At 55.2% G+C, this 25,006-nt stretch carries 22 protein-coding genes and 1 riboswitch; of the genes, 17 read left to right on the forward strand and 5 right to left on the reverse strand.

Translation table 11 applies throughout. The features are described from left to right. Positions 1-30: 30 nt before the first annotated feature. Positions 31-1,536 carry a hypothetical protein gene (locus Poly51_RS24685; RefSeq protein ID WP_146461108.1) on the reverse strand — a complete coding sequence of 502 codons (1,506 nt, stop codon included), beginning with the start codon at positions 1,534-1,536 and terminating at the stop codon, positions 31-33. Between the two features lie 591 nt (positions 1,537-2,127). Here Poly51_RS24685 and Poly51_RS24690 point away from each other — a divergent pair. Beyond that, positions 2,128-2,529, forward strand: coding sequence for a BlaI/MecI/CopY family transcriptional regulator (locus tag Poly51_RS24690; RefSeq protein WP_146461110.1), 402 nt, complete (start codon positions 2,128-2,130; stop codon positions 2,527-2,529). After that, positions 2,513-6,559 (forward strand): M56 family metallopeptidase, encoded by a 4,047-nt coding sequence (locus Poly51_RS24695; protein WP_186775788.1) that lies wholly within the window; start codon positions 2,513-2,515, stop codon positions 6,557-6,559. The genes Poly51_RS24690 and Poly51_RS24695 overlap by 17 nt, the downstream gene beginning before the upstream one ends. A gap of 11 nt (positions 6,560-6,570) precedes the next feature. Here Poly51_RS24695 and Poly51_RS24700 read toward each other — a convergent pair whose 3' ends face one another. Both Poly51_RS24700 and Poly51_RS24705 read right to left on the reverse strand, forming a co-directional pair. After that, a complete protein-coding gene (locus Poly51_RS24700) occupies positions 6,571-7,218 on the reverse strand; it encodes a hypothetical protein (RefSeq protein ID WP_146461113.1) in 648 nt (215 codons plus the stop codon). Between the two features lie 53 nt (positions 7,219-7,271). Further along, positions 7,272-7,380, reverse strand: a riboswitch (SAM-I-IV-variant riboswitch). A gap of 108 nt (positions 7,381-7,488) precedes the next feature. Beyond that, positions 7,489-7,953, reverse strand: a complete 465-nt coding sequence (locus Poly51_RS24705) for a hypothetical protein (protein WP_146461115.1) — start codon at positions 7,951-7,953, stop codon at positions 7,489-7,491. Between the two features lie 179 nt (positions 7,954-8,132). Between Poly51_RS24705 and Poly51_RS24710 the strand changes: the two genes are divergently transcribed. From Poly51_RS24710 to rpoN, 6 genes are all read left to right on the forward strand, one after another. Next, positions 8,133-9,161, forward strand: a complete 1,029-nt coding sequence (locus Poly51_RS24710; RefSeq protein WP_146461116.1) for a zinc-dependent alcohol dehydrogenase family protein — start codon at positions 8,133-8,135, stop codon at positions 9,159-9,161. 90 nt (positions 9,162-9,251) lie between these two features. Next, positions 9,252-10,193, forward strand: a complete 942-nt coding sequence (locus Poly51_RS24715; protein ID WP_146461118.1) for a 4-hydroxybenzoate octaprenyltransferase — start codon at positions 9,252-9,254, stop codon at positions 10,191-10,193. Positions 10,194-10,275: 82 nt separating this feature from the next. Beyond that, positions 10,276-11,418: an aminofutalosine synthase MqnE gene (mqnE, locus tag Poly51_RS24720; RefSeq protein WP_146461675.1), complete on the forward strand. Its 1,143-nt coding sequence runs from the start codon at positions 10,276-10,278 to the stop codon at positions 11,416-11,418. A gap of 78 nt (positions 11,419-11,496) precedes the next feature. Beyond that, positions 11,497-11,856 (forward strand): YbaB/EbfC family nucleoid-associated protein, encoded by a 360-nt coding sequence (locus tag Poly51_RS24725; RefSeq protein WP_146461120.1) that lies wholly within the window; start codon positions 11,497-11,499, stop codon positions 11,854-11,856. Between the two features lie 5 nt (positions 11,857-11,861). Then, positions 11,862-12,461, forward strand: a complete 600-nt coding sequence (gene recR, locus Poly51_RS24730) for a recombination mediator RecR (protein ID WP_146461122.1) — start codon at positions 11,862-11,864, stop codon at positions 12,459-12,461. A 148-nt stretch (positions 12,462-12,609) separates the two neighbouring features. Then, positions 12,610-14,109, forward strand: a complete 1,500-nt coding sequence (rpoN, locus tag Poly51_RS24735) for an RNA polymerase factor sigma-54 (RefSeq protein ID WP_146461124.1) — start codon at positions 12,610-12,612, stop codon at positions 14,107-14,109. 70 nt (positions 14,110-14,179) lie between these two features. Here rpoN and Poly51_RS24740 read toward each other — a convergent pair whose 3' ends face one another. Both Poly51_RS24740 and Poly51_RS24745 read right to left on the reverse strand, forming a co-directional pair. Then, positions 14,180-14,860 (reverse strand): ThuA domain-containing protein, encoded by a 681-nt coding sequence (locus Poly51_RS24740; protein ID WP_246114747.1) that lies wholly within the window; start codon positions 14,858-14,860, stop codon positions 14,180-14,182. Positions 14,861-15,061: 201 nt separating this feature from the next. Further along, positions 15,062-16,468: a DUF4912 domain-containing protein gene (locus Poly51_RS24745; RefSeq protein WP_146461128.1), complete on the reverse strand. Its 1,407-nt coding sequence runs from the start codon at positions 16,466-16,468 to the stop codon at positions 15,062-15,064. A 696-nt stretch (positions 16,469-17,164) separates the two neighbouring features. Between Poly51_RS24745 and Poly51_RS30715 the strand changes: the two genes are divergently transcribed. The 9 genes from Poly51_RS30715 (at position 17,165) to atpD (ending at position 25,006) form a co-directional block, all read left to right on the forward strand. Further along, positions 17,165-17,344, forward strand: a complete 180-nt coding sequence (locus tag Poly51_RS30715; RefSeq protein WP_186775789.1) for an AtpZ/AtpI family protein — start codon at positions 17,165-17,167, stop codon at positions 17,342-17,344. A gap of 53 nt (positions 17,345-17,397) precedes the next feature. Further along, positions 17,398-17,970, forward strand: a complete 573-nt coding sequence (locus tag Poly51_RS24755) for a hypothetical protein (protein ID WP_146461132.1) — start codon at positions 17,398-17,400, stop codon at positions 17,968-17,970. Beyond that, on the forward strand, positions 17,967-18,989 hold the full coding sequence (gene atpB / locus Poly51_RS24760) for a F0F1 ATP synthase subunit A (protein WP_146461133.1): 1,023 nt from the start codon (positions 17,967-17,969) through the stop codon (positions 18,987-18,989). Before Poly51_RS24755 ends, atpB begins: the two co-directional genes overlap by 4 nt. 109 nt (positions 18,990-19,098) lie before the next feature. Further along, entirely contained in the window at positions 19,099-19,350 is a 252-nt protein-coding gene (atpE, locus tag Poly51_RS24765; RefSeq protein WP_146461135.1) for an ATP synthase F0 subunit C, read from the forward strand. Positions 19,351-19,470: 120 nt separating this feature from the next. Beyond that, positions 19,471-20,187, forward strand: a complete 717-nt coding sequence (atpF, locus tag Poly51_RS24770; RefSeq protein WP_146461137.1) for a F0F1 ATP synthase subunit B — start codon at positions 19,471-19,473, stop codon at positions 20,185-20,187. Between the two features lie 29 nt (positions 20,188-20,216). Continuing rightward, entirely contained in the window at positions 20,217-20,846 is a 630-nt protein-coding gene (gene atpH, locus Poly51_RS24775; protein WP_146461139.1) for an ATP synthase F1 subunit delta, read from the forward strand. A gap of 119 nt (positions 20,847-20,965) precedes the next feature. Beyond that, positions 20,966-22,489, forward strand: coding sequence for a F0F1 ATP synthase subunit alpha (atpA, locus tag Poly51_RS24780; protein ID WP_146461141.1), 1,524 nt, complete (start codon positions 20,966-20,968; stop codon positions 22,487-22,489). A 73-nt stretch (positions 22,490-22,562) separates the two neighbouring features. After that, positions 22,563-23,453 (forward strand): ATP synthase F1 subunit gamma, encoded by an 891-nt coding sequence (atpG, locus tag Poly51_RS24785; protein ID WP_146461143.1) that lies wholly within the window; start codon positions 22,563-22,565, stop codon positions 23,451-23,453. A 95-nt stretch (positions 23,454-23,548) separates the two neighbouring features. Next, entirely contained in the window at positions 23,549-25,006 is a 1,458-nt protein-coding gene (gene atpD / locus Poly51_RS24790) for a F0F1 ATP synthase subunit beta (protein WP_146461144.1), read from the forward strand.

A 25,006-nucleotide genomic window follows, 5' to 3' on the forward strand; every position in this document is an offset into this window, starting at 1 on the left:
GCAAAGCCAGCCACCGACTGAACTGGTTCATTAGACGTTTGGTCCAGACCGTCGTTTCCGAAGCGCCGCAATGATCACGGCGCTGACGAACGTCGTCAATAGGAAAGACGACGGCTCGGGAACGGCCACCAATCGAAGGACGCCGCCAGTTCCGGCAAGACTCGATGTCTTCACCACCCGAAGATCCCAGCCAAGTCCCGACGGCAGAACGATCGCGCCAAGATCGCCGATGATTTGATCTGCGATCAACAGGTCAAAAGCCATCGAGACATCGGGTGAGAAGCCATCGAGGAGGCGAATATTTATAGCACTGGACGATCCGAGACTCAGAATGCCATCGACGTTGATCGAATCGAAACGACCAACACCGGCAAGCTCCATTATTATTGCACCGTTGATGAGGACGTCGCCGGTGAAATCAAGATGGCCAACCGAGAGCCCGGGGCTTAGCGTTGATGCGGATCCGAAGCTGACGGCCCCTGTAACGGCGCCATTCCCACTGAAACTTCCGCCCGCAATATCGACCGTCGAAGCATGGAGGGTTCCATCTGCAATCGTTTCACCATCGGTTTGTAGGTAACTCCCGTCGCCGGAAATAGCGCCCGCATAAAACTGCCCACTATTCGCAATCGATCCAGAGTTATAGAGAGCGCTGTCGTTGCGAAAGACTCCGCCGGCCAAATTGTTGATCGAGCCTCCCGCGCTGTTTTCGAGACCGATTCCGGATGGGTGATTGTCGAAGACACCGGCGTTGTTCAATTCGCCAGTGTTGAACCACCGCTGACGGTTCGTGACTGTGCCGTCGGCAAAGTTATTCAACGTTCCTCCGTTTCGGAACACGCCTCGATTGACGCCAGAGTTGAAGTTCACCGTGTTTGAGATGTCGCCATGGTTATTGATCGTGGCCACATTCAGAACTTCGCCATGATTCAGAAACGTTGCGGCCGCTTGGTTGTCAAAGTCGCCTCGCTGCACCAGGTAACCGCCCGCGCCGCTGCCCGGTGTTGCATTTTGGAACGTCCCGAAATTCGTTAGCGTCCCGTTAAACGCTGCGCCTTGCTTATTGGTAAAGATGCCACCAACGGCATTGGTGAACTGGCTCCCCTCGGCCAATTGAATTGACCAGTCCGCACTGATATCGCCCAGGTTGGTCACGACACCACTGACATTGAAGTGCGAGACGGAATCGAAATTCATTTTCGATCCTGCCGTCGTTTCCAGCAGGCCACCCGCTCCAATGTTCACGGTCGATAGACTGCCACCCACTTCTTGGAACAAGATGTCCATTTGGCCAACGTTCCGAAGCGTGCCTCCACTGACGACATTGATGGCTCCGAAGTTTTCAAACGGGTCTGCGTTGTTCGTGCCAACGTCTCCGGACAACACAGTAATCGTGTTGTTCCCTACGTTCGGGTTTGGAAAAATCTCGTACTCGATAGCCGTTGAACGCGAGGCAAAAAGACACGCGGCGATCGCGGCAGATACAAGCGGCTTTCGGTACCAACCGACGGAGTATCCATTAGCCATGGCATTCATCGATCAAATAAAAGTTTGGTTGTGTGACTACCCTAAAATATAGCGATCGTCGCGGCGAGTTGAAACGGTTTCCGCCCCAAAACAAGTCGTGCAAACAACAGACGCACTCGTACGTTGCAAACATATGTGAACGGTGCAAACCATCTGCACATGTTTCAACTGTTGCACATGTGTCGCCGTGGCGCGCTTGCCAATTTTGTCCGCAAGTCTATTCGGCGCCGAAATCATTCGGGATGCGAAATCCACGTCGCCGACCGCGGTTGATTTGGCGCCCTGCATCCCAAGAACGATGTCCCCATTCACCGAATGGTTGGATCGGTGACAGCAACACGTACTCTGAGCACGTCGTGGCAGCCGATACTGCAATGCCAATGAACAATTACGACGCAATCGATTCAAGAGCTTTGCTCAATCCGATGCGTCGACGTTCGGTACACAGGACGGGACACTGCTGATTCGGGGCAGGTTGGCTGCATCGCGCCAACGCGAAATCCGCCTGTTCAGGAACAGCGAAAAACCTTCCTTGACAGCAATCCCTGGATGTCAATACATTAGCACGTGTCAGTGGATTGACACACGAGCGGGTTTCCGATGGCAAAGAAAAGACAGAAGGCTGAGCCGCTGAAGTTGGGGGCTCGCGAGCGTCAGATTTTGGATGCGGTCTATCACGTGGGCCGGGCTTCGGTTTCGGATGTGCGGTCTTTGTTGAAGGACCCGCCCAGCTATTCGTCCGTCCGCACGATGATGGGAATACTGGAAGAAAAAGGGTTCCTGCGCCGACATCGCGACGGAATTCGACATCGGTATTCAGCGACGAAATCGCGTGAGAGTGCTGGTCGAAGTGCGATTGCACATTTGATGTCCACGTTCTTCGAAGGCTCGGCCAGCAAAATGTTTGCGGCACTGCTGGACGAATCGGCATCGCAGTTGACGGATGACGAACTTGCTCAATTGCAGCAGGCCATCGACAAAGCTCGTGAACAGGAATCCTAAGATGCTGTGGCAATTGTTTTTTTTGGACGTCGCTTTGAAGTCGTTTGTCGTGATGGCTGTCATCGCGATTTTGGTGGGCGTCAGCACACGATCATCCGCGGCGATCAAGCACCGAATGTGGACTCTCGGAATCGTGGGTGTCATGTTGGTTCCGTTGTGGAGTGCGTTGCTGCCGACCTGTCAACTTGCTCTCTTGCCCGCTGATGTGGTGACCGACGCGGACTCCATCGCGATGCAATCGGTTGCACCGGATCCTCAGGCGGCCAAGGTTTCGCGAGCCGAAATTGCGCCAGACTTTCCGCCCGCAAACGCCAACCCGATGATGCATGAATCGCCTGCCGCGAATCTTGCTGGCCAAACCGATCCGTTCGCTTCGGTCGAACCGTCTCTCGCATCCACGACTCGAGAACTTTTACAAGCCGACTCGGATACTCCCGTCGCAAAGACTTCGCCGGATCAGTGGACGTCACGGTTACTGGTCGTTTGGACGATGGGCACCGTTGTCTTCATTCTGCCTTGGATCGTTCGAGGGATACGAACTCAGCGTTGGATCGCCAGCGGAGTTCCGGTTCAGGACACGGTCCTGAACTCACTGCACGACGAGGTTTGCCGCAGCTTGCATGTAAGTGGCTGTCCTGGACTGCTACAGTGCCCCGACTTGACGATGCCGTGCGCTGCGGGATGGTTTCGCCCGGTCGTAATGTTGCCCAGCGCCGCGATCGCTTGGCCGGTCGGTCGTTTGCGACCGGTTCTATTGCACGAAACGGCTCATGTGGTTCGCCATGATATGTTGATCCAATCGTTGGCGGAGCTTTGCCGAGCAGTTTACTGGTTCAACCCGCTCGTATGGCTTGCCGTTTCGCGAATGCCACTGGAGCGTGAACAAGCTTGTGACGATCACGTGCTTCAATCGGGAGTCGAAGCAAGCGACTATGCCCAGGTTTTGCTGGATGTCGCCAAAGACTTTCGACGCGATCAACGTGGCGTCGGCTTGGCGATGGCTCGCCCAAACGACTTGCCCCGTCGAATGAAATCGCTACTCGACAAAACGCGGTCCCACATTCCGTTGAGACGATCCACTGCGATTCTAATGTTGATCGCAACGCTATGGGTCAGCGGCGCGACATCCGCAGTTCGATTGGTAGCCAAGGCCCAAGATGCCACGGCGGATCCCACCCTTGTCGAAGGATCCGATCAATGGATCGAAGGTGCCGGCGAATCCTTAAAGATTCGTGTGCGTGGCGAAGTGGTGAATGCCGAGGGTCAGCCCGTGATGGATCCTGATGTCAAATTCACTCTGCGAACAGCAAACAACGACACAACGGTCATCCAGCCCATCATTCGAGGCAGCCAATTCGAGATTTGGATCCCAGCCGCGAAATCTGACTGGTACGGATTGAATGTCGAGTGCCAGCAAGGCGACGAACTGTCAAATCAGTATTTTGGCCGTAATCAGATTCGGAAGTTGGCAGCCGATCCGATGCGACTCAGGCTCAGGAAACCAGACCGTGCCGTTTCCATTTTGGTGACGCATGAAGACAAGCCGGTCGCGAACGCGAAAGTGAAACTGGCGATCGAAGTCAATCGCTCAACGACGGCGACGACCGACGACCAAGGCTTGGTGGATGTGGATCTGTATCCCAACGAGAACCTCGGCGCGATTACCGCTTGGACAGACGACGCAACGAATGGCACCCTCATCGGCGGTTATCAATTCGATCGTCAGCCAATCCGCGATCGAAACGAGTCAATTCAAACGGTTGAATTGCACCGTTGCCGCGATCAAGTCATCCGCATGATTGATGTTGGTGGCAAGCCAATCGAAGGCGTCAAGTTCCGAATGCAAGTTGCAACGCCGCCGCCCAACTTCAACTATCTGGGCATTGTGGAAGACGAAAACTTGACGACCGATGACAAGGGCGAGGCAACCGCTCGTTGGTTTCCGGATTGGCCGGATGTGCATCGCTATGCGGAAATCATTGGGGACAAATGGTTCGTTTTCAAAAAGGCAGAGCTGGTTGATGACACCTTGGTCGTGACGCTCAAGCCGCGGGTGTCGCGAAAACGAGTGAAGGGAAAGCTAGTATCGGGTGACGCGAACGTTGATCCGTCCAGGCTTGCCGGAGTTTCGGTCTACGCCAGCAGCTTTCAAGCAGAACGCGAGGACGAATTTGATGCCCGTTACGCTCTAACGAACGAGGAGGGTGAATTTTGGATCGACGCGTTACCGGGATCAACGTATTCCATCTGCGTGACCGACCCTGATCTGGTGAGCGATTACGCCGATGCTGTTCTGTTTGATCCCGATACGAATCAGGCGAATTCACCAACGCTCAAACTGCTACGCGGCGTCTTGGCTACCGTCAAGCTTACCTCGGGTCCGGACATGTCTCCGATCGCCAACCAATACGTTCAATTCCGTGCCAATCACAGTTTCAAGTGGATCGAAGATGGCAAAGAAAGGTCTGGCACAGGTGGCCGAGGAAACAGTGCGACCACAGATGCCGACGGCGTTGCAACGGCTTTGTTCGCGCCGGGGATGGTTGCAGTCAACGTTTACCAGCCGGAGTGGCGATCATCCGGGTCCTTGGAGCTTTCCGAAGGCGGTGAGAATTCGATCACCCTGCATCGCGAAATTTCCGAGTCGCGTGAGGTGACTGGGCGTGTCGTGATGGCGGGCCAGGGATCGGAAGAATCGCTCGCTCCGCCGGGACCATGCGAACTAACGATCGGAGCTTTGGATGGGAAGACGCGTGACGAACGAACCATGAAAACGAATGCAGTCGGCATGTTTTCGCTCAACACGATTGCCACAAAACTGGGAGCATTTGCGATCACGGAAGATCAAGCTTTCGCGGGGTCCGTTGTTTCGGATCGACTGGCGGAACCTCTCAAGATCACGATGCGGCCGACGAAACATTTCATCGCTCGACTGGTCGACGCCGACGGAAAACCTGTCATCGGACGCAAGGTCACTGCATTGGTTCGAATGAAAGACACACGCGATGTTCAAAAAACCAACGCGATGGGAATGATTGAGTTTCCAACTTCATTTACAGGGATCAAGCGAATCGGAACAACAAACCAACGGGGGGAAGTCTCGTTGCCTGCCTTACCCACAAGTTTGCCAATCACCTTTTACGCTGACGGCCAAGATTGGCAGGTTGGCGAGGCATTCCTGGAATCGAGCGAGACGCGGCCGGTAGCGCAATGGAAACTACAAGGAGTAGGCGCGAACTCATCAACGACACCCAAATCGAATGCGAAGCGTTGGTCGGAAATACTACGCAACGGCAGGCTCGGCGGCTATCGTCCGCTGCTGATTGCCTGGGAGGATTCGGATGAAGTCAAGCATTTCGTCAATGAAAATCTCGTCGGCCCCCGCAAGCATCCCGTCGCTGCTCGGTTCATGTCGATGACCTACGAAGTTGGCAACGACACTGATTTTGAAACGGAGCTAAACGTGCAAAGACCGGGTGCCGGAACGGTGACCGCAATCGCGTTTGACCAGAAGGGAACAGAAATCGATCGCCACACGTTTGTGGTCGACGATGCAAATAGTGTGGAACAAACGAAAGAGTTCCTGAACGCGAATGCCGGCCCCAAAGCAGACGTCCAGCAGGCTTGGGATCGGGCGTTTACGATTGCAAAGAAAACAGATCGCCGAGTCTGGGTACGCATCGGCGGTCGTTACTGTGGCCCTTGTTTCGCGTTGTCACGATTGCTTGACGATCACAAGTTAGCGTTGAGCAAGGATTTCGTGATGCTGAAGCTGGATGACGGGGACCGTACGGACCACCCCGACATCTTTGATCGTCTGACGCGGGGCCAACACTACGGCATCCCATTTCATGTGATCTATGATGCCAACGGCAAGCGGTTGATCGACAGCGACGGTCCAATGGGCAACATCGGATCGCCATCCAGCTTCGAAGGCATCAAGCATTTCAAACGCATGCTTGATGCCGGCCGTCAGCGGATGGCTGACGATCAAATCGATGCGATCGTTTCTAGTATCGAAGAGTCCTAGCGACCGAGACATCAATTGCTTTGCTGCGATGCGACGCGAGCGATGATTGAGGCGGGTACGGAGCGCCGTTCCAGCAATTGCTGTATCCGCCGTGGTCGAAGCAGAACGTCTGCTTGGACGCGTCTTACGTAGTGGCCCGCCGCGGGATGATGGTCGCCCAGTCCCACGTCGGCACAGTTGGATCGAACCGCTTCAACCAAGTGCTCGCCGAGCAGACCGATCGACGCGAACGTTTGCTTCAGACTCTCGACGACTTGACTCAAGTCTTGCCGGGAACCTTCGACGTCGCCAGTCTCGGCAGTTGTTTCCCCCGATAACTTGACGATCGCAAGTCGGCCGACGGGAACGACACTGGCACGACATTCCGCATTCACATCGCGGATGATTTGAACGCAAGTCGAGCACAACCATTGTGAAAAACGCGATCCACTACGAAGTGGAACTGCGGCACACGCATGACACAGTGTTGTCGCTTCGTTGTAATCGTACTGCGTCCAACGGTTGTCGCTGGTTCGGCGGCAACGGCACGACTGGTCAACACTTTGACCTCGCGAAAAAAATTGCCCGAACAATCCGCCGCAGTCGCGGCAGATCTTCATCAGCGACACCTGCGCCCAACTGTGTTCCCAATGCCCCGTGTCGCAGAAATTGTTACTCATCAAAACCCTTCTTCCAGTCAAAGTTAGAAAGAGAGGGGAGAACGCCTGATGCGGTGAGTCCGTTTTGTTGCCGGCCGGCCGCATGTCTGTTTCGCAACAGAATCCACCTTGCCCGGACGGGGCAGGTTGGAGAGGGCGTTCACCCTGCTCAACATGTCATCGATGCTCAAGACGTGTGAACATCGGCGTCGTACACCGCGTCACTACGCAGGTGCCGTACAGAAAGAGGGAGCCGCAACTTCACGACAAGGTTCACGAATCGATCGGAGATTAGTAACCGCAGGCTGTCCAGATCAGCGCGTCGTCACGAACGCAGGAGTACCCTTTGCCGATCAATTGGCGAACCAGGATTTCCTGGTGGTCGACGTCGAACTGCAAGATACTGCCGTCGTGGGCCGTATCCAGCAGAACACCATATTGCTTTTGCAAATCATGAGGGAACCAATCCGCTAGGTCACGTTCAGGAAAAGCGGGCCAAAACCCGTCGTGATAACCGGGAATCTGGTCATCCGAAAACGGAGTTTGGTCGTCGATCGATGCCAACTCGTCTTCCAAATATTCAAGCAGCGATTTCGGACACCGCTCGCGGAACTCGCCCCAGGTTTCGGACGAGCTTGCAGCTGCGTAGGCCATCGCGTTTTCACGAGCGTCGTTTTCGAGGATGAAGACGACGGACTCGACTCCATCGATCGGCATCACACCAAAAACAATTGCTAATTTCTCAGTTTTGCTCATGTGCCTTGGTTTGACGAAAGGGTTGGTTTGGAATCGCTCACAGTCCATTATCGACCATGATGACCAGGGGCTTTGCATCGACCAGTAAAACTTATCCGGTTTTGTGGACAAAAAATCCTCCCCCCAATGTGGACCGAAGAGTGATTCGCCCAGGCTCCGGTTTTTGTTATGTTCAAAAGATGATTACTTATCATCTCAAAGGCCCTGGCGGGTTGGCATCGTTGCAGCCCATTGTCGTCGACGATCCGTCACCGGGTTCGGACGACGTTGTGATTCAATCGCGGGCTTGGTCGCTGAACTACCGAGACCTAGCCATGCCTTCGGGTGGCTACGTTCGAAACGACAAGATCAAGCATTCGCCACCGCTTGTACCGCTTTCGGATGTTGCCGGACAGGTCGTCGCGGTTGGCTCGGGCGTCACTCGGTTTCGTGTTGGCGATCGCGTGATGGCCAGTTTTTTTCGTGACTGGGTCGATGGAGATCTAGATCACGAACAGATCGGTTCGGCACTTGGCGGTGCGATCGACGGCGTCCTGTCCGAGAAGGTTTGCTTGCCCCAGCGTGCCTGGGTCCAAACGCCCGCGAATCTTACGGACGTGCAAGCGGCGACACTCCCATGCGCCGCGGTGACGGCATGGCACGCCTTTGAGCTGGGACCTTTGCGAATGGGTCAGACGGTATTGCTGCTGGGCACCGGCGGCGTTTCCATTTTCGCGCTGCAATTGGCCAAGATCGCTGGCGCCAAGGTCATCATCACCAGCAGCAGCGACGAAAAGCTTGCCCGTGCGAAGTCCATGGGCGCCGACGAAACGATCAACTACCGCGACATCCCAGACTGGGACAAACGGGTCCGCGAATTGACCGATGACGTCGGCGTCGACCATGTGATCGAAGTCGGTGGCGCCGGTACCCTAGAAAAATCGCTTCGGTCCGCCCGGGTCAGCGGTACGATTTCGCTGATCGGCATCCTGTCGGGGCGTGTGGATCAGAATCCGTCGATGCTTCCCGCCCTTTTCAACCGCATTACTGTCCGCGGGATCTATGTGGGCAGCCGTCGGATGTTCGAAGACCTTTGTCGATCGATTGACGTCAATGGGTTGGTTCCGGTTGTCGATCGAACGTTCGCGTTTGAGGACGCGCGGGCGGCCTACGAGTATCTGCAAAGTGGAAAGCACTTCGGCAAGGTCGTGATCGAAGCGCCGAAGTGAATCGGCTGATGTTGCGGCGGTTATTCAGATCGTCACGCTCGACCTCTCGTTCGAATCCACCGCAGATTTTCCGTTCACGAAATTTCAACCATGAATCAATCACGTTCCCCAAGCCGGACGCCCGCTAGGTTTGCCGACTGGTTGGGTCTGATCCGATTCAGCCACACGATCTTTGCGCTTCCGTTTGCCGCGTTGGCGACTGTGCTGGCCATGACTTCGCCACTTTCGTCGGGGTCGACTCCGGCGTTTCGGCTGCGGGATATTTTGGGCATTTTGTTTTGCATGGTTTTCGCGCGCAGCGCCGCCATGGCGTTCAACCGCCTGGTGGACCAAGCAATCGATGCGAAAAACCCTCGCACGGCAGGCCGCCATTTGCCGGCGGGTATTTTGGGGCGTGGCCAGGTTTGGTTTTTTACGCTCTTATGCGCCGCCGGCTTTGTGGGCTCGACCTTACTGTTCCTACCCAATCGAGCACCTCTGATTGCGTCGATTCCAGTTCTTTTGTTTTTGTGCGGCTATAGCTTGGCGAAGCGATTCACGTCCGCGGCGCACCTGTGGCTAGGCGTCGCCCTTAGCCTTTCGCCCATTTGCGTTTGGTTGGCCATTCGCGGCGGGGAAGTGCTCCTTCATCCGGCGGACTGGATTTGTCCGCTCGTATTGGCGTCGGTCGTGGCGGCCTGGGTTACCGGTTTCGACATCATCTATGCATGCCAGGATGCCGATTTCGATTCGCAAACGGGGCTGTTCAGTGTTCCGGCTCGGTTCGGAATCGAGGGTGCGTTTCGCATCGCTCGAGCGTCGCACATCGTGATGCTAGTCTTGCTGGCGGTGCTGTTGTGGGCGGGACGGCCCAGCGGGCTCGGGGGGCTGTTCGGAATCGCATGCTTGGTGGTCGCGGGATTGGTTTGGCGTCAGCACACGTTGGTACGGCCCGGCGATCTCGATCGAGTCAATCAAGCTTTTTTCGACACCAATGCGTCGATCAGCGTATTGTTGCTGGTGGCGGGAACCATCGATTGCCTGTGGCTGTGAACTTGCTAGTTGCCTGAGCGCAGCGCAATCCGGTTGCTAGACTAGGCCGGCAAAACGCATCCCACGAAGATTTTGGAAGATGATGAACGCGACTGAACGTGCTGCCCGATTTCGAGAAATTCGCGATAAGGTCGAAGCCGACCAGCGATTGAGCCTCGACGATGGCATCTTTCTTTACGATCCACAGGTTTCACTGCAAGCGGTCGGCGAGTTGGCCAATTTCGTTCGCGAGCGAAAAAACGGGAACGTCGGCTACTTCAACATCAACACGCACCTGAATCCGACCAACGTGTGCGTGTACCGATGCCGGTTTTGCGCGTTTCGAAGCGATCTGCGTGACCCCAAGGGGTACGTGATGAGCGACGACCAGATCATCGCTCGCGGGCGTGAAGCGACGGAAAACGGTTGCACCGAGATGCACATCGTCGGCGGGCTTCACCACCAAAAACCGTACGAGTGGTATCGCCATCTGATCGAGTTGCTGCACGAAAATTTCCCGCAGATTCACCTGAAGGGCTGGACCGCGGTTGAAATCAATTGGTTCGAGTTTCAGACCAAAAAATCCGTGCGCTGGGTATTAGAAGATTTGCGTTCGGCCGGACTGGGCAGCATGCCCGGCGGAGGCGCGGAGATTTTTCACCCGGAAGTTCGTGACCAATTGTGCGAACACAAAGCCAACACGCACGCGTGGTTGGACATTCACCGAACGGCGCACCAAATCGGACTGCGAACGAATTGCACAATGCTTTATGGTCACGTCGAGAATGCGTTTCATCGCATCGACCACCTGCTGCGTCTACGCGAACTCCAAGACGAAACGGGCGGCTTCCAAGTTTTCATTCCGTTGGCATTTCACCCCGAAAACACCAAGCTTTCGGATCTCAAGAAACCATCGGCGCTGATGGATCTGCGAACGATGGCGATCAGCCGACTGATGCTGGATAACGTCCAACACGTCAAGGCATACTGGATCATGCTGGGGATCGAGACGGCCCAAACGGCACTCGCTTACGGTGCCGATGACATCGACGGAACGGTTCGTCACGAGTTGATTTACCATGATGCCGGCGCGACGACACCAGAGTGCTTGTCGGTCGATGACATCAAGCAATTGATCGTCGAAGCGGGTCGGGATCCCGTCGAACGCGACACTGTCTACAACCGGGTGCAACGGGACCCGAGCGACTTTACGAAATGGTCGATCGATGAGTTGGCGACTGTCTAGGCGATGCGTATCGGCAGGCTGATTTCGCGATACAATTCGGCTTCGCAAACCGCCTCATCCCAATCAAGGTAACCACCCATGTTCAAAGGACTCGGAAATATCGGCAACATCGCGTCGATGATGGGGTCGATCCAACAATTGCCCGATCGCATCAAAGAACTGAACGATCGAATGAAATCCGAATCAGTCAGCGCGTCGTCGGGCTGTGGTGCCGTTCACGTGACGATGTCGGGCACCGGCCATGTCCAATCTGTAAAAATCGCCGACGGCTCGCTGTCGGGCGAACCATTGGAATTAGCAATTGCCGATGCGACCAACGCCGCCGGCGCGGCCGCCAAACAGCTGTATGCTGAATCGATTAGCCATCTGGTCAACGACCTCGACCTGAAGATCCCAGGGTTGGACAGCATCATTACGACGTTGACCGGAGGCGGCTGATCGCGATGAGCAAGCATGCCGGCGCGGTCGCCGAACTGGTCGAACAATTGGGACGATTACCGGGGGTCGGCCGCAAGAGCGCCGAACGCTTGGCGTTTCATTTGTTGCGTGTCAGCGAATCGGAGGCACTGGCGCTAGCCGAATCGATCCGACGCGTGCGACAAGACGTCCGCTATTGTGCGACGTGCTTCAATTTGGCCGAGTCGGAAACCTGTTCGATCTGTGCCGATTCGGGTCGAGACCTGACCCGACTGTGTGTGGTCGAGCAACCCCGCGACCTGATGAGCCTGGAACAGGCATCCATCTTCAAGGGGGTTTACCACGTCCTGCTTGGACGGATCGCTCCCCTGGACGGCATCGGCCCTGACCAACTGACCATCGACGATCTGGTCGAAAGGGTCCGAGTTGGAAATTTTGTCGAAATAATTATGGCGACCAATCCGACCGTCGAAGGTGACGGGACGTCGCTGTACATCAGCAACCTTTTGAGCGAATTTCCCGTGGAAATCACTCGTTTGGCGCGGGGTATCACGGCCGGCAGCGTCCTCGAATATGCGAATCGAGAGATGATTGCTGATGCGTTGACCGGTCGACAAAAGCTATAAGCGGCAATCTTTCCTACCGCAGCCGGTAAAATCCGACTACATCGGAACGAAATTCGCTCTGGTGGCGCTTCGTTGCGGTATGATGTTTGGGGTGTGTCGATTTTTGGTCGACAGCCGACGCGCAACTTTCCAACGAAGAGAACTTCCAATGCGGATGTCGATGGGCCTGCAGGCCCGACAATTGCAAACCCAAAAACTGGCTCCTCGGATGATCCAGTCGATGGAGATTCTGCAGCTTCCGACAATGGCGCTCCAAGAACGCGTCGAACAGGAAATGAGCGAGAATCCGCTTCTGGAACAGCTTGAATCTGACCCACTTGCCCATGATGAGGGCGACGACGACTATCCGCCCGACAAAGACGCGCGCAGTGAGAATGAGAAAGAGTTAGTGGTCGACAACGACCACAGCAATCAAGAGGATTTCGAGCGGCTTCAGAACATGATTTCGGAGCTGCCCAACACGTTCGACGAGTCGTTCAAGCGTTCGGCAAACCGAGTTTCTGAAGACGCCGACCGTCGCCATGACTTGATGGCTAACGCCGTTTCGCGCCCGGAATCCTTGAACGATTTTTTACTGCACCAATTGGCTGAATTGGACATCGACGACGATGTCGAACAAATGGCCGAACGGATCATCAGCACGCTGGATGCCCGCGATGGCGGTTACCTGCGTTCACCGCTCGCCGACTTGATGCCGGCGGGACACACCGCCGATGACTTGGCCACGGCCGACAAGGCGCTTGCCATTGTGCAATCGCTCGAGCCGACGGGAATTGCGGCGCGTGATTTGAGCGAATGCTTGCTGATGCAAATCAAACCTTCGTTCCCGCATTTCGAAGAAATGCGCAGGCTGATCAAAGATCATCTTTCCGATCTTGCCGAGAACCGCTTGCCGCAAATTGCCAAGAAGACCAGCTATTCGATCGAGCTGATCCAAACGGTACGCGATGAGTTGCACGGCCTGAACCCGAAACCGGGCGCGGCATTCATGGAAACCTACGTCCCCAATGTCACGCCGGACATCATCCTGGAAGTGGATGAGGCCGGCGACTACACCGTTCGCCTTGACGACGATCGCGTACCTCAACTTTACATCAGCGAGTACTATCGCCGTCGCCTGCAGGACCCGAACAGTTCGGCCGAAGAACGCGAGTTCATCAAGAATAAGATCAACAGCGCCCAGTGGTTGATCGATTCGATCGAACAGCGACGCAGCACGCTGACCAAGGTCGCCGAAGCCATCGTTGCACACCAAAAACGTTTTTTGGACGAAGGCCCGGAAGCCATCGAGCCACTGAAAATGCAACAAATTGCAGACAAGGTCGGCGTACACGTCACCACGGTCAGCCGAGCGGTCGACGACAAATGGATCCAGACCCCGCGAGGAATCCTGCCATTGAAGCGGTTTTTCGTCGGCGGAACACAAACGGAAGACGGCGACGATGTCGCCTGGGATACGATCCGGCTAAAACTGCAAGAATTGATCGACAAGGAAGACAAGAGCGATCCGCACAGCGACGAAAAACTTGTCGATGAATTGAAGAAAGCCGGCATGACGGTCGCGCGGCGAACCGTCACGAAGTACCGAAAGAAAATGGGCATCCCCAGCAGTCGCCAACGACGCGATTGGTCGCTGGTAAAAAAATAGCGATCGAGCGACGATCGGATGGAGGGACGCTATTTGGCGAGCATTGCCGAGGCCACTTGCCCGCTGCCCGTCACTTTCCAGCAGCCCACCGGGTACCCTGGACCAACGCCCGCAGGAACACTTCGTCCTCGAACGTCTCGTTGGAATGTCCATAGGTGGTCCCGAAAACACGGGCTTTGCCGTACTGGTTTGTCCAAAGCACGGGATGAACTTTGCCGTCGTTTTCGCTGACCGAGGTCGCCAACGCGGTCGCATTGGGCCATAGCTTTTCGATCACGTAGAGCTCGTCCATTGCGCTGACGTGGTCGCTCGGGTATCCCGCCATGATGGGATGGTCCTTTTCGATCACGTCAATCTTGTAATGGCTTTGGTGATCATGCCGGCGGCTGGTGACTCCCAAGAATTCCCGCCAATCATCGATTTCGGCTTCGCGGTACGTGTGCATCGCACAGTGGATCACGACCGCATTCACACCCCCTTGATGTGTCTTTGTGATCGACCGGATGTAGTCAGGATCCGTTGTGGCGGCGAAGCACTCGTTGTGAATCACGACATCGAATCCGTCAGCCCAATCTGACTTTTTGTACATATCGATCTGCGCCTGGGTCCCGTTTCCACCATCATTCACCACCGTCCATGTGGCGTCGACGCCGTGTTTTGCAAACGCCAACTGCATCGCCTTGGTTTGAAAGTCATAGTCGTGGCAGCAGCCACCCGTGACGACCAAGATCTTTAGCGACGAATTTCTCACGCCTTCAGCGCGACAGAGACCAGCGGAAACCACCAACGCAACCACACAACAGGACAAAAACCGCAACATGAACGACCAACTTACAAAGGCGAAAGGGTGTAAAAGACACAGGCCAGGGATCGGTGGGCGTGATCAGCACGCCGCAACGATTCCTGGCCTTTCCGATGCGGTCAAACCGCAAAGTGACGTCTGCGAATCATGTTAGAAACGGTCTTCTAATTCGACCGGCTCCATGACTTTCGTATTGCGTTCGACGGCAACAACAGTCGTTCGTTGACGCAATCCGTCGCGGCTTTCGGCGGTGACGGGCAACACCTGGCGCTTATCGGGCAGCTGCATACGAACGGTAAACGAACCGTCGGGCTGCAACTTGACCGGGCGACCGGAAACTAAAACGGATGCCGACGGCAGAGTCTTTCCGAAAATGATCAACTCAGCATCGACTTCGAATGGCAATTGGGACTGACGAAGAAGCGACGGATCGCCAACGGTTTGCCCCTTGTCACCGCGAATGGGCATCGGCCTTCGCAGCCGCTCTTCAAAGACTTCTTTCAAGTCACCCGCGTCGGTGTCGTATCCACCGCTGAGCGAGTAGATCCGCTCGTAATCTTCCGCGATGTCATGCCAATGTTCGTCCAAACGCTCGCAATCATTGGGTTGAGGCGTTTCGACCACATTGCTGCGGCAAAGGGTATGAAACTCGCCCGTGGATGTGACATAACCGACCGCGACGCGGAACCGCGACGGTGGCTCGTCGACATCGATGTACCAGTTGTTGACACCACCGTGGATTGGAATGTCACGCTCGGTCCGCTCAGCCCCGTTGGAGTCCACCTCACTGACCGCCAACAATCGCAGTACTGGCATCGCCGTGTGCCATCGTTCGGCGAGCGAGGACTGAGCCCGCTGGACACTTGCACGCGTGATTTCCCAAGTCGCTTGCAACCAGAACGAATCGCGGACCATCAGAACGACTCGGTCCTGGTGCGGTTCGTCGCCGCGTGTCCGCTGGGCACCATGGTTGACCGCGGCACCAGCAACAAGCATTCCCGTCGACAGATCCTTGTTCTTCATCATGGTTTCGCGACGCTTCCGCATTTGAGCGCGAATGCGAGCGGTCTTCGGATCAATACGCGGCTCGGGCAACTTCGGCACGGGCTTGTTGAGCCGCTGCTGATCCGATTTGTAGGACGTTGATTTCGTTGTTCGCGCGGCCTGCTTGGCGACGGTTTCAACCTTGCCGGCATCCGAAGCGACAGCGTTTCGCTTCGACGCGGAAGCCTTCAATGTTGCCGATTTTGATGTCGCTGACTTCGCATCTAAAGGCTTCGATGTTGCCGTCTTGGACGCGACAGGACTGGAGGCCTTTTTCGCCTTGGCAGACACCTTTTGAGGCGTCTTCCGAGTCGTCGCCTTCGCGGAAGCGAGCTTTGATTCTGAGGTGCTGTTACTCGACGTTGATTTACGTCGAAGCCGTCGCTGGACCTTACGAATTTCCTCGACCAACTCGTCTTTCTTCATGCCATGCCAGCCCGGCACATTGTAGTTTCGGGCTAAATCCGCCAGCTCGCGACGCGTCTGTGCCTTCAAGTCTGCGGTAGTAATCATGTGCACCTCCCAGGATTTCAAGACTCGGCCGTAGCCGCGTCGATCGATGATATGTAATCAGCTGGCTGTCTCGTCCTGCTCGCAAGCTGTGTTTCCCGTGTCAAGTTGGCGTCCCAGCGGGTTTCGATCTCGCTGACGCAGCAACTGCAAAGGCAGGCTGTGACTGGCGGGGGTGCCCAAACTTGGTCTGAACCTACGACTTTACCACTCTGCCTCAGGCTTTGCCTATGACAACCGAGGGTTCGGTTCGTGTCCGTTCAATACGCGGTAATGGCACAATCGTCACCTGAATCATTATTGCAAGGGTTGTTAGAAAGTTCTAGATGCGAGGGGGGGTTTTCGACCACATTGGCTGGAAAATAGACACTCACGGCCGTTTCCCGCGACTCAATCTGCATATTTTCACTTCCCCGATCTGACGACGACCGCGACATTTCGACCAGCCGGGGCATTTCTTCCAACGGGCGGCAAGGAGCACAAGTTGACCAGGCGGCCCAGGTGCGGCGATCCGTCGCTGCCTCTGGTGGCAAACCGATCTGCAGTCACACTGTCCCTCAAAGATCCCAAGACCAACGTTTGACTTCAGTCCTCAAAGAAACGGCGAGTGAAGCGATGGCAGGAAACCCGAGCGAGGTTGACGGCGAGCCACATCTCCCCGCTCGTAAACCATCCTCGTCGAAGACCTGGACGAAATTTGTGAGCGCCGGCTTAGAGCTGTCCGGTGTTTCGCTCGGCATGGCGGCCGTTGGTTATGGCTTCGATCGATACTTTGATTCATCGCGTCCAATCGCTACTGCGATCGGACTGCTGATCGGATTTTCGTTCGGCATGTTTCGTTTCATACAACGGGCGACCAGCGCCAACGATGCTTCCTAGCGACGATGAAGTTGCATTTTTTCACAACGACTTTTCAAAACCTTTAGACCCACGTGTTCGATTCGCCCGAAGACCGAAAACCCATCTTGAGTGTCGGCAGGATTTTTGCCGACGCACTACGTGGCTCCATGCTGGTCTGGGTGGCAATGACTTGCGTGATTTGCGTATTGGAAGCTTTTTACGCTCCCGGTTGGATCGAGCCCACTTTAACAGTGTCGCTCGCCAGCGGAATTATCACGATTGCTTCGCTTTTACCGGGGCTGATGTTGAAGTCGCCCGCCGCGACTCGAACATCCCATGCCGCCGAGGTATCGCCAGATTTGGCACAGACCCAACAAACCACACATCTGTTCATCATCGGCGCGGCGGCGGCGATGGCAATTCGCTTCGCAGGCACCGTTGCACTGTTCGTCGCGTGCCGTTATCAATCTAGCTTGCCGGCGACAACTGCTGCGATTTTTGTCTGCGGTTGGTATATTTTGCTGACAGCGACCGAGATTGCACTGCTTGCGCGCGGCGCATCTGGAATCGACCTGACACATGGGCAACGCCACGATAGTGGTGACACCCCCTATCAAGCTTTTCAAACTCTACATTCACCTTCGACGGAATCCACGCTCGGATGAATTTGCTGATTGCCGCCGCCGATAATCCTGTCACACACGTGGTGCCGCACGCGTTGACCAAAGAGCCGCTCTTCAGCATCGCGACGGGCGGTGGTGACATTCCGGCCTTGAACATTTATGACGGCGTGTACAATTTTCACATCACCAACCACCTGATGATGTCGGCCGTTGCCGCGATCATGGTGATCTTGGTTTTTTGGTGGGTATCACGTCGCGTGCGAGTCAAGGGCGAAGGCTTGACTGCCTATCAAACCCGGGGCCGCGTTGCTCAGCTTTTTGAAACCATGTGCACGTTCATTCGCGACGAAGTCGTGCGACCGAACCTGCATGAAAAAACTGATAAATACATCTACTACATCTGGACGATCTTCTTCTTCGTCCTGTTTGCAAACCTGCTTGGTTTGATTCCGATCGGATCGATCATGTACCTGATCAGCGGTGACCCTCATGATATGCATTATGGGGGCACGGCCACGGGGAACCTGTCGCTTAACGTCATCTTGGCGCTCGGAAGCTTCATCGCGATTCTCTACATCGGCATCAAAGAGACGGGTGCAAAAGCGTTCTTCGCGCACTTCAACCCGATCGGCTGGGATGATCCCAAGATGCTCGCGATCGGTATTCCGCTTTACATTTTGGAGTGGATCGGACTGGTCATCAAATGCGTCGTCCTTGCGATGCGATTATTCGGAACCATGATGGCCGGTCACTTGGTGATTGCGGCGTTCATCGGCTTGATTTTCATGGCCGTGAAGGTATCACTCGGACTCGGTTACGGAGTCCAGTTGGCTGTGATCGGTGGCGGCATCGTCTTGACTTTACTCGAGCTGTTCATTTGCTTCCTGCAAGCGTTCATCTTCACGTTCTTGACTGTGCTGTTCATTTCGCAGGTTGCGACTGTTCACCACCATGACGATCATTCTGAAGACGAGCATCCGTTTAGCGACGAAAATCAAATGGACCTCGACAAACTTCTGTCACCCGAACGCATCACGCCGATGCACGACCCGGCTGGCTAAGCGAAATTTCACGAACTAACCCCTTTCCCCTTTAGTAATCACTCGCCAATCCGAATCGTTTCGTGTGCGGTGAGAATCAAACGAGATTTTTCTCAGGAGCAATTTGAAGATGTTAGAAATGGCAACGTTGTTGGCGCAGGCTACGGTTGACTCTGGTTTCGGCACCCTCGGTGTTGGTATCGGAATGGGTTTGGCAATCGTCGGTGCTGGTCTTGGCATCGGCAGAATCGGGGGCTCGGCTGTTGAAGCGATCTCGCGTCAACCCGAAGCCAGCGGAACCATCGCGACTCAAATGCTGATTTCGGCCGCACTGATCGAAGGTGCTACCGTTATCGCGTTGATCCTGTTGCTGATCCGCTAATTGTGCTCGCACTCGCTTCGTCGTCCGCACGATCAGATTCGCTCCGTCAAGTTGCGAATACTGGTGGGCGGCAAAGCGGCTCGCTTCGAAAGTTTACCAATGATCTTGAAAGGCCAATCGATGTTGTCCGCTATGGGACGTCTGCTCGTCGTGATGTCGTTGTTTTTGTTCGTGTCGTTGCCCTCGCCGCCGGCAAATGCCGACGATGCTGTGAAGACAGCGGAGGCTGATCACGATCACGATGGTCATGACCATGATGGACACGATCTCGCCAACCATGATCACGACGATGGCTCGGTGGCCAACGCCGGTCACGACTCGCATGCTGACGAAGCGGGGACGCCTCCGCTTTTGCAGTTTGACTTCGGTTCGGCAATCTGCAACTTGGCGATCTTTCTTGGCGTTTTGGCAATCCTGTCGAAATTCGTATGGCCCGTGCTCCTTGGTGGGTTGAAGGCTCGCGAAGAGAAAATCTTCGGCGAATTGGAACAGGCCGCCAAGGCCAACGCGGAAGCGAAAGCACTCTTGGACGACTACCAGTCCAAGATCGACGAAGCGTCGACCAAGGTCCAAACGATGCTTGCTGACGCTCGCAAAGATTCGGAAACGGCGGGACAAAAGATCGTTGATGAAGCGAAAGCAGAAGCGGACCGGCAACGTGTCCGCGCAATCAGTGATATCGAAACAGCGAAGAAAGTAGCGTTGTCCGACTTGGCTGGCCAAACGTCGGACATGGCGATCAACGTTGCCAAAGCGATCGTTGGACGCGAGCTGAATTCAGGCGATCACGCAGAACTGATTCGTCAGTCGCTCGAGCGTCTCCCCAGCAACAACTAAGTCGCAACAAATAGGTTACCGCGAATCCCATGACTGAAAACGTCAAACACGATACGGTGCTCGACACCGGCGCCGAACAGCTAGGAAAAACCTATGCTCGGGCGCTGATCGCGGCCGCGAAGGGCCAAGGCGATGGAGTTGCCGATACGATCGTCGGTCAATTGTCCATGATTGTGGACGAATACTTGGCAGGCAGCCCCCAACTACAATCTGCGTTTGCATCGCCTCGTGTCAGCCAGGCAGAAAAGTTTCGCATCATCGACCGTGTCTTTGCTGACGAACTTCATCCGACGCTGTTACGTTTTTTGAAAGTCATGGCAACCCGAGATCGACTCGGGTACGTCGGTGCCGTTCGCAACGCCGCGGACAAAATTTTTGACGACATGATGGGACGTGTGGTGGCATCGGTCCGAACCGCAGTCCCATTAGATGACCAAACGCGTTCGCAAATCGTTGATCGTCTTGGCTCGGTGATGAATGCCCAGATCAAGCTGAACGAATCGGTCGATCCCGAACTGGTCGGCGGTATGGTGATTCGCATCGGAGACAGGGTTTTTGACAGCAGCGTTCAGAACCGATTGAATAAATTGGCGACGAAAGCTCGACAAGGTTTTTCGAGTCAGATACTCGAACGTTTTTCGCAGTTCACGTCCGAGTGAACCTTATCGTTTCATGCCCCGCCGAAGGCACCGGCTTGCCTTCGGAAAGCCAACAACCAGACAAGCCGGCGCCTTCGCCTAGGCGTTAAACGAAACACAGTTAACACACCTGAAATATCATGAAATTTAGCAGCGACGAAATTGCTTCGGTTTTGCAACAAGAAATCGAACAGTTCGATAACAAGACGGACGTCCGCGAAGTCGGTACCGTTCTGGAAGTCGGTGACGGTATCGCTCGCGTGTACGGGCTATCGGGCGTCATGGCCGGCGAGATGGTTGAATTCCGAAACGGTGCGATTGGGCTGGCCTTCAACCTGGAAGAAAACTCCGTCGGAGTCATCATTCTTGGCAACTACCTGACTATCGAAGAGGGTGAAGAAGTCAAAGCCCTCGGCACGTTGCTGTCGGTGCCGGCCGGCGACGCAGTCGTTGGTCGCGTGCTTGATCCGCTGGGCAACCCGCTCGACGGCAAAGGTCCGGTTCAAACCGATATCACTCGCCCTGTTGAAATCATTGCGACCGGTGTTGCAGAACGCCAACCGGTCACCGAGCCGATGCAAACAGGTGTCAAGGCGATCGACGCCATGACACCAATCGGACGGGGTCAACGCGAACTGATTATCGGTGACCGCAAGACGGGCAAGACCGCCATCGCCATCGATGCAATCATCAACCAAAAAGGGAAGGGCGTTAAGTGCTTCTATGTTGCCATCGGCCAAAAAGACTCGGCCGTTGCCAGTATCGTTGACGTTCTTGAGCGAAACGGGGCGATGGAATACACGACGATCATCGTCGCGGGTGCGTCGTCGCCAGCTCCGATGCAGTACGTTGCACCTTACGCCGGAACCGCCATGGCGGAACAGTTCATGTTCAACGGCGGCCACGCGTTGATCGTTTATGATGACTTGTCGAAGCAAGCGACTGCTTACCGACAAATGAGCTTGTTGATGCGTCGCCCACCAGGCCGCGAAGCTTACCCTGGTGACGTGTTTTACTGTCACAGTCGATTGCTCGAACGTTCGGCCAAGTTGTCGGACGCACTCGGCGGCGGATCGATCACCAGCTTGCCCATCATCGAAACGCTCGAAGGTGAAGTTTCGGCTTATATCCCGACGAACGTGATTTCGATCACGGACGGACAGATCTATCTGCAACCCGACTTGTTCTTTGCCGGGATTCGTCCTGCGATGAACGCCGGTATTTCGGTTTCTCGCGTCGGTGGTGCAGCTCAAGTCAAAGCGATGAAGAAGGTCGCCGGCGGTTTGCGTTTGGACTTGGCGGCTTTCCGTGCATTGGAAGCGTTTGCCCAATTGGGCACAGACCTAGACGCCGCGACTCAATCGCAACTCGATCGCGGTTACCGAATGGTAGAACTGCTCAAGCAGCCTCAATACCGACCGATGGGCGTCACCGAACAAGTGCTCAGCCTGTATGCCGGTACCCGCGGCTTCTTGGATGATGTGCCGGTCAAGGCAGTTTCGCAATGGGAAATTGATTTCCTTCAGTTTGCCCAAGACAAACACCCCGCGTTGATTTCAATGTTGGAAGAGAAAATGGACCTGACCGATGAAGTCACCGCAAAAATCGAGGCCTGCATCAAGGACTTCAAGAGCGGTTACAAACCCGTCGAATCGGCTATCTAGTCGGAACGGCGCTGAACCAACTAACGAATTTCAAAGCTGAAGTTTTTCATTTCGAATTTGCCTGTAAAGATCCATGGCCAACGCTCGCGCCCTTGATAAACGTCGAAAATCGATCCGCAACATCCGCAAGATCACGCGGACGATGGAGTTGATTGCGACGGCTCGCTATAAAAAAGCGATGGACCGTGCCGCGGCGGTGACCGCTTACACAGATCGGCTTTCGCAAATCGTCGCCAGCTTGGCAGCGGCGGGGACGGAAGTGCAGCACCCGCTGTTGGAAAAACGCGATAACCCGAAAGCTGTTCGGGTCCTGGTGTTGTCCAGTAATCGAGGCCTGTGCGGTGGTTACAACGCAAGTGTTCTTCGAACCACGATGCCGCTGATTAAGGAACTGCAAAGTTCGATCGGCAACGTCGATATCGATGTCTGCGGTAAACGAGGCATCAACGGATTGAAGTTCCGCGGTGTCAAAACGGATCAAACTTATCAGCAATTCGAAGACCAACCGGCCTATGCCGAAGTCGAGAAGATCGCCGATCGTTATCTGGAACAGTACATCTCGGGCGACATCGATCGCCTGGACATCGTTTACACCAGATTCATCAGCACCAGTCGGCAGATCGCGACGGTACAAACGCTGCTTCCCCTGGGTTCATTGTCGGATGACGATGCGGACGCCGCACCAATGACCGGCGGCCATAACAAGGAATACGAATTCCTGCCGTCCGCCGAAAGCATTTTAGAAGAAGTGGTCCCGACCAGCTTCAAGGCTAAGTTGTTCAAGTGCTTCTTGGATTCAGCCGTCAGCGAGCAGGTTGCACGGATGATCGCCATGAAGGGCGCCACCGAGAGTGCTGGCGACATGATCAAACAGTTGTCGATGACTTACAACCGAGCTCGCCAAAGTCAAATCACAGGCGAGATCATGGAAATCATCGGTGGCGTGGAAGCTCTCGAAGGATAGGCTTCATAGCCGAATCCAATCCGCGGTTCGCTGCGGCCAAACGATACGAATCAAAACGAATACCCAATACCTAACCCCTAAAACCTACTCTCCCCATGTCCATCGCAACTGAAAATGGTGTCGGCCGCGTAACTCAGGTCATCGGGTCGACCTTCGACGTCGAATTCCCCGAAGGCAAGTTGCCGCCGATCTACAACGCGGTCACGATCAATTCCGAGCACAAAGGCATTACGATCCGATTGACGGGTGAAGTGCAACAGCACCTCGGCGGCGGTCGCGTTCGTGCGATCGCGTTGGGCAGTACCGAAGGCATGATGCGTGGAATGGACGTTGTCGACACGGGCCGACCAGTGACCGTGCCAGTCGGTCAAGCGACTCTCGGCCGCGTTTTCAATGTTCTTGGCGAAACCATCGACGGCCGTGGCCCAGTCGAGGCCGAAGACTATCGCCCGATCCACCGCCAAGCTCCTGCGGTCAACGAACTGTCGACGAACACCGAAGTGTTCGAGACGGGCATCAAAGTTGTCGACCTCCTGACTCCGTTTGTTCGCGGTGGGAAAGCGGGTTTGTTCGGCGGTGCGGGACTGGGCAAGACGGTTATTTTGACCGAGATGATCGCCCGGATCGCAAGTGCGCATGGTGGTTACTCGGTGTTCGCCGGTGTGGGTGAACGTACCCGTGAAGGCACCGACCTTTGGTTGGAAATGCAAGAAGCGGTCATCGGCGATACCGGCCGCAAAGTTATCGAACAAACATGCATGGTGTTCGGTCAAATGAACGAGCCACCAGGGTCGCGTCTTCGTGTTGCTCTTTCGGCACTGACGATGGCTGAATTCTTCCGTGATTCGACAGGTGCCGACACGTTGTTGTTCGTGGACAACATTTTCCGCTTCTCACAAGCCGGTTCGGAAGTTTCGGCATTGTTGGGCCGGATGCCTTCGGCCGTGGGTTACCAACCCACGCTTGCGACCGAGATGGGAGCCCTGCAAGAGCGAATCACATCGACCAAGAACGGGGCTATCACATCGGTGCAAGCCGTTTATGTTCCGGCCGATGATCCGACCGACCCAGCACCGGCAACGGCGTTCGGACAATTGGACGCGTTCATTTACTTGGAACGATCGATTTCGGAAAAAGGTATTTACCCGGCCATCGACCCGTTGGCTTCGAACTCGCGGATCTTGGATCCCCAGTACGTCGGCGATCGTCACTATGCGATCGCACGTCGGGTCCAAACGATTCTTCAACGATACCGCGAACTGCAAGACATCATCGCGATTCTCGGTGTGGATGAATTGAGCGAAGAAGACAAGATGATCGTTCACCGTGCACGCCGCATCGAACGGTTCATGTCACAACCATTCTTGGTCGCCGAAGTCTTCACCGGCAAGAAGGGTGAAATCACCTCGTTGGCAGACACCATTCGCAGCTTTGAAGAAATTTGCGACGGCAAGTGGGATCACTTGCGAGAACAAGCATTCATGTACGTCGGTGCGATCGAGCAAGCCGAAGCACAGGACAAGAAGATGGCCGAGAAAGAAAAGGCGAAGTAA

It is taken from the genome of Rubripirellula tenax, assembly GCF_007860125.1.
Taxonomy (GTDB): domain Bacteria; phylum Planctomycetota; class Planctomycetia; order Pirellulales; family Pirellulaceae; genus Rubripirellula; species Rubripirellula tenax.

Excerpts from the sequence above, each read along its gene's own strand:
- mqnE (WP_146461675.1), top strand. The coding sequence starts at position 10,276 with ATGAACGCGACTGAACGTGCTGCCCGATTTCGAGAAATTCGCGATAAG.
- Poly51_RS24690 (WP_146461110.1), top strand. The coding sequence starts at position 2,128 with ATGGCAAAGAAAAGACAGAAGGCTGAGCCGCTGAAGTTGGGGGCTCGC.
- atpE (WP_146461135.1), top strand. The coding sequence starts at position 19,099 with ATGTTAGAAATGGCAACGTTGTTGGCGCAGGCTACGGTTGACTCTGGT.
- atpD (WP_146461144.1), top strand. The coding sequence starts at position 23,549 with ATGTCCATCGCAACTGAAAATGGTGTCGGCCGCGTAACTCAGGTCATC.
- atpG (WP_146461143.1), top strand. The coding sequence starts at position 22,563 with ATGGCCAACGCTCGCGCCCTTGATAAACGTCGAAAATCGATCCGCAAC.
- Poly51_RS24705 (WP_146461115.1), bottom strand. The coding sequence starts at position 7,953 with ATGAGCAAAACTGAGAAATTAGCAATTGTTTTTGGTGTGATGCCGATC.
- Poly51_RS24710 (WP_146461116.1), top strand. The coding sequence starts at position 8,133 with ATGATTACTTATCATCTCAAAGGCCCTGGCGGGTTGGCATCGTTGCAG.
- atpB (WP_146461133.1), top strand. The coding sequence starts at position 17,967 with ATGAATTTGCTGATTGCCGCCGCCGATAATCCTGTCACACACGTGGTG.
- Poly51_RS24725 (WP_146461120.1), top strand. The coding sequence starts at position 11,497 with ATGTTCAAAGGACTCGGAAATATCGGCAACATCGCGTCGATGATGGGG.
- recR (WP_146461122.1), top strand. The coding sequence starts at position 11,862 with ATGAGCAAGCATGCCGGCGCGGTCGCCGAACTGGTCGAACAATTGGGA.
- Poly51_RS24700 (WP_146461113.1), bottom strand. The coding sequence starts at position 7,218 with ATGAGTAACAATTTCTGCGACACGGGGCATTGGGAACACAGTTGGGCG.
- rpoN (WP_146461124.1), top strand. The coding sequence starts at position 12,610 with ATGCGGATGTCGATGGGCCTGCAGGCCCGACAATTGCAAACCCAAAAA.
- Poly51_RS24745 (WP_146461128.1), bottom strand. The coding sequence starts at position 16,468 with ATGATTACTACCGCAGACTTGAAGGCACAGACGCGTCGCGAGCTGGCG.
- atpH (WP_146461139.1), top strand. The coding sequence starts at position 20,217 with ATGACTGAAAACGTCAAACACGATACGGTGCTCGACACCGGCGCCGAA.
- atpA (WP_146461141.1), top strand. The coding sequence starts at position 20,966 with ATGAAATTTAGCAGCGACGAAATTGCTTCGGTTTTGCAACAAGAAATC.
- atpF (WP_146461137.1), top strand. The coding sequence starts at position 19,471 with ATGTTGTCCGCTATGGGACGTCTGCTCGTCGTGATGTCGTTGTTTTTG.
- Poly51_RS24685 (WP_146461108.1), bottom strand. The coding sequence starts at position 1,536 with ATGAATGCCATGGCTAATGGATACTCCGTCGGTTGGTACCGAAAGCCG.
- Poly51_RS24715 (WP_146461118.1), top strand. The coding sequence starts at position 9,252 with ATGAATCAATCACGTTCCCCAAGCCGGACGCCCGCTAGGTTTGCCGAC.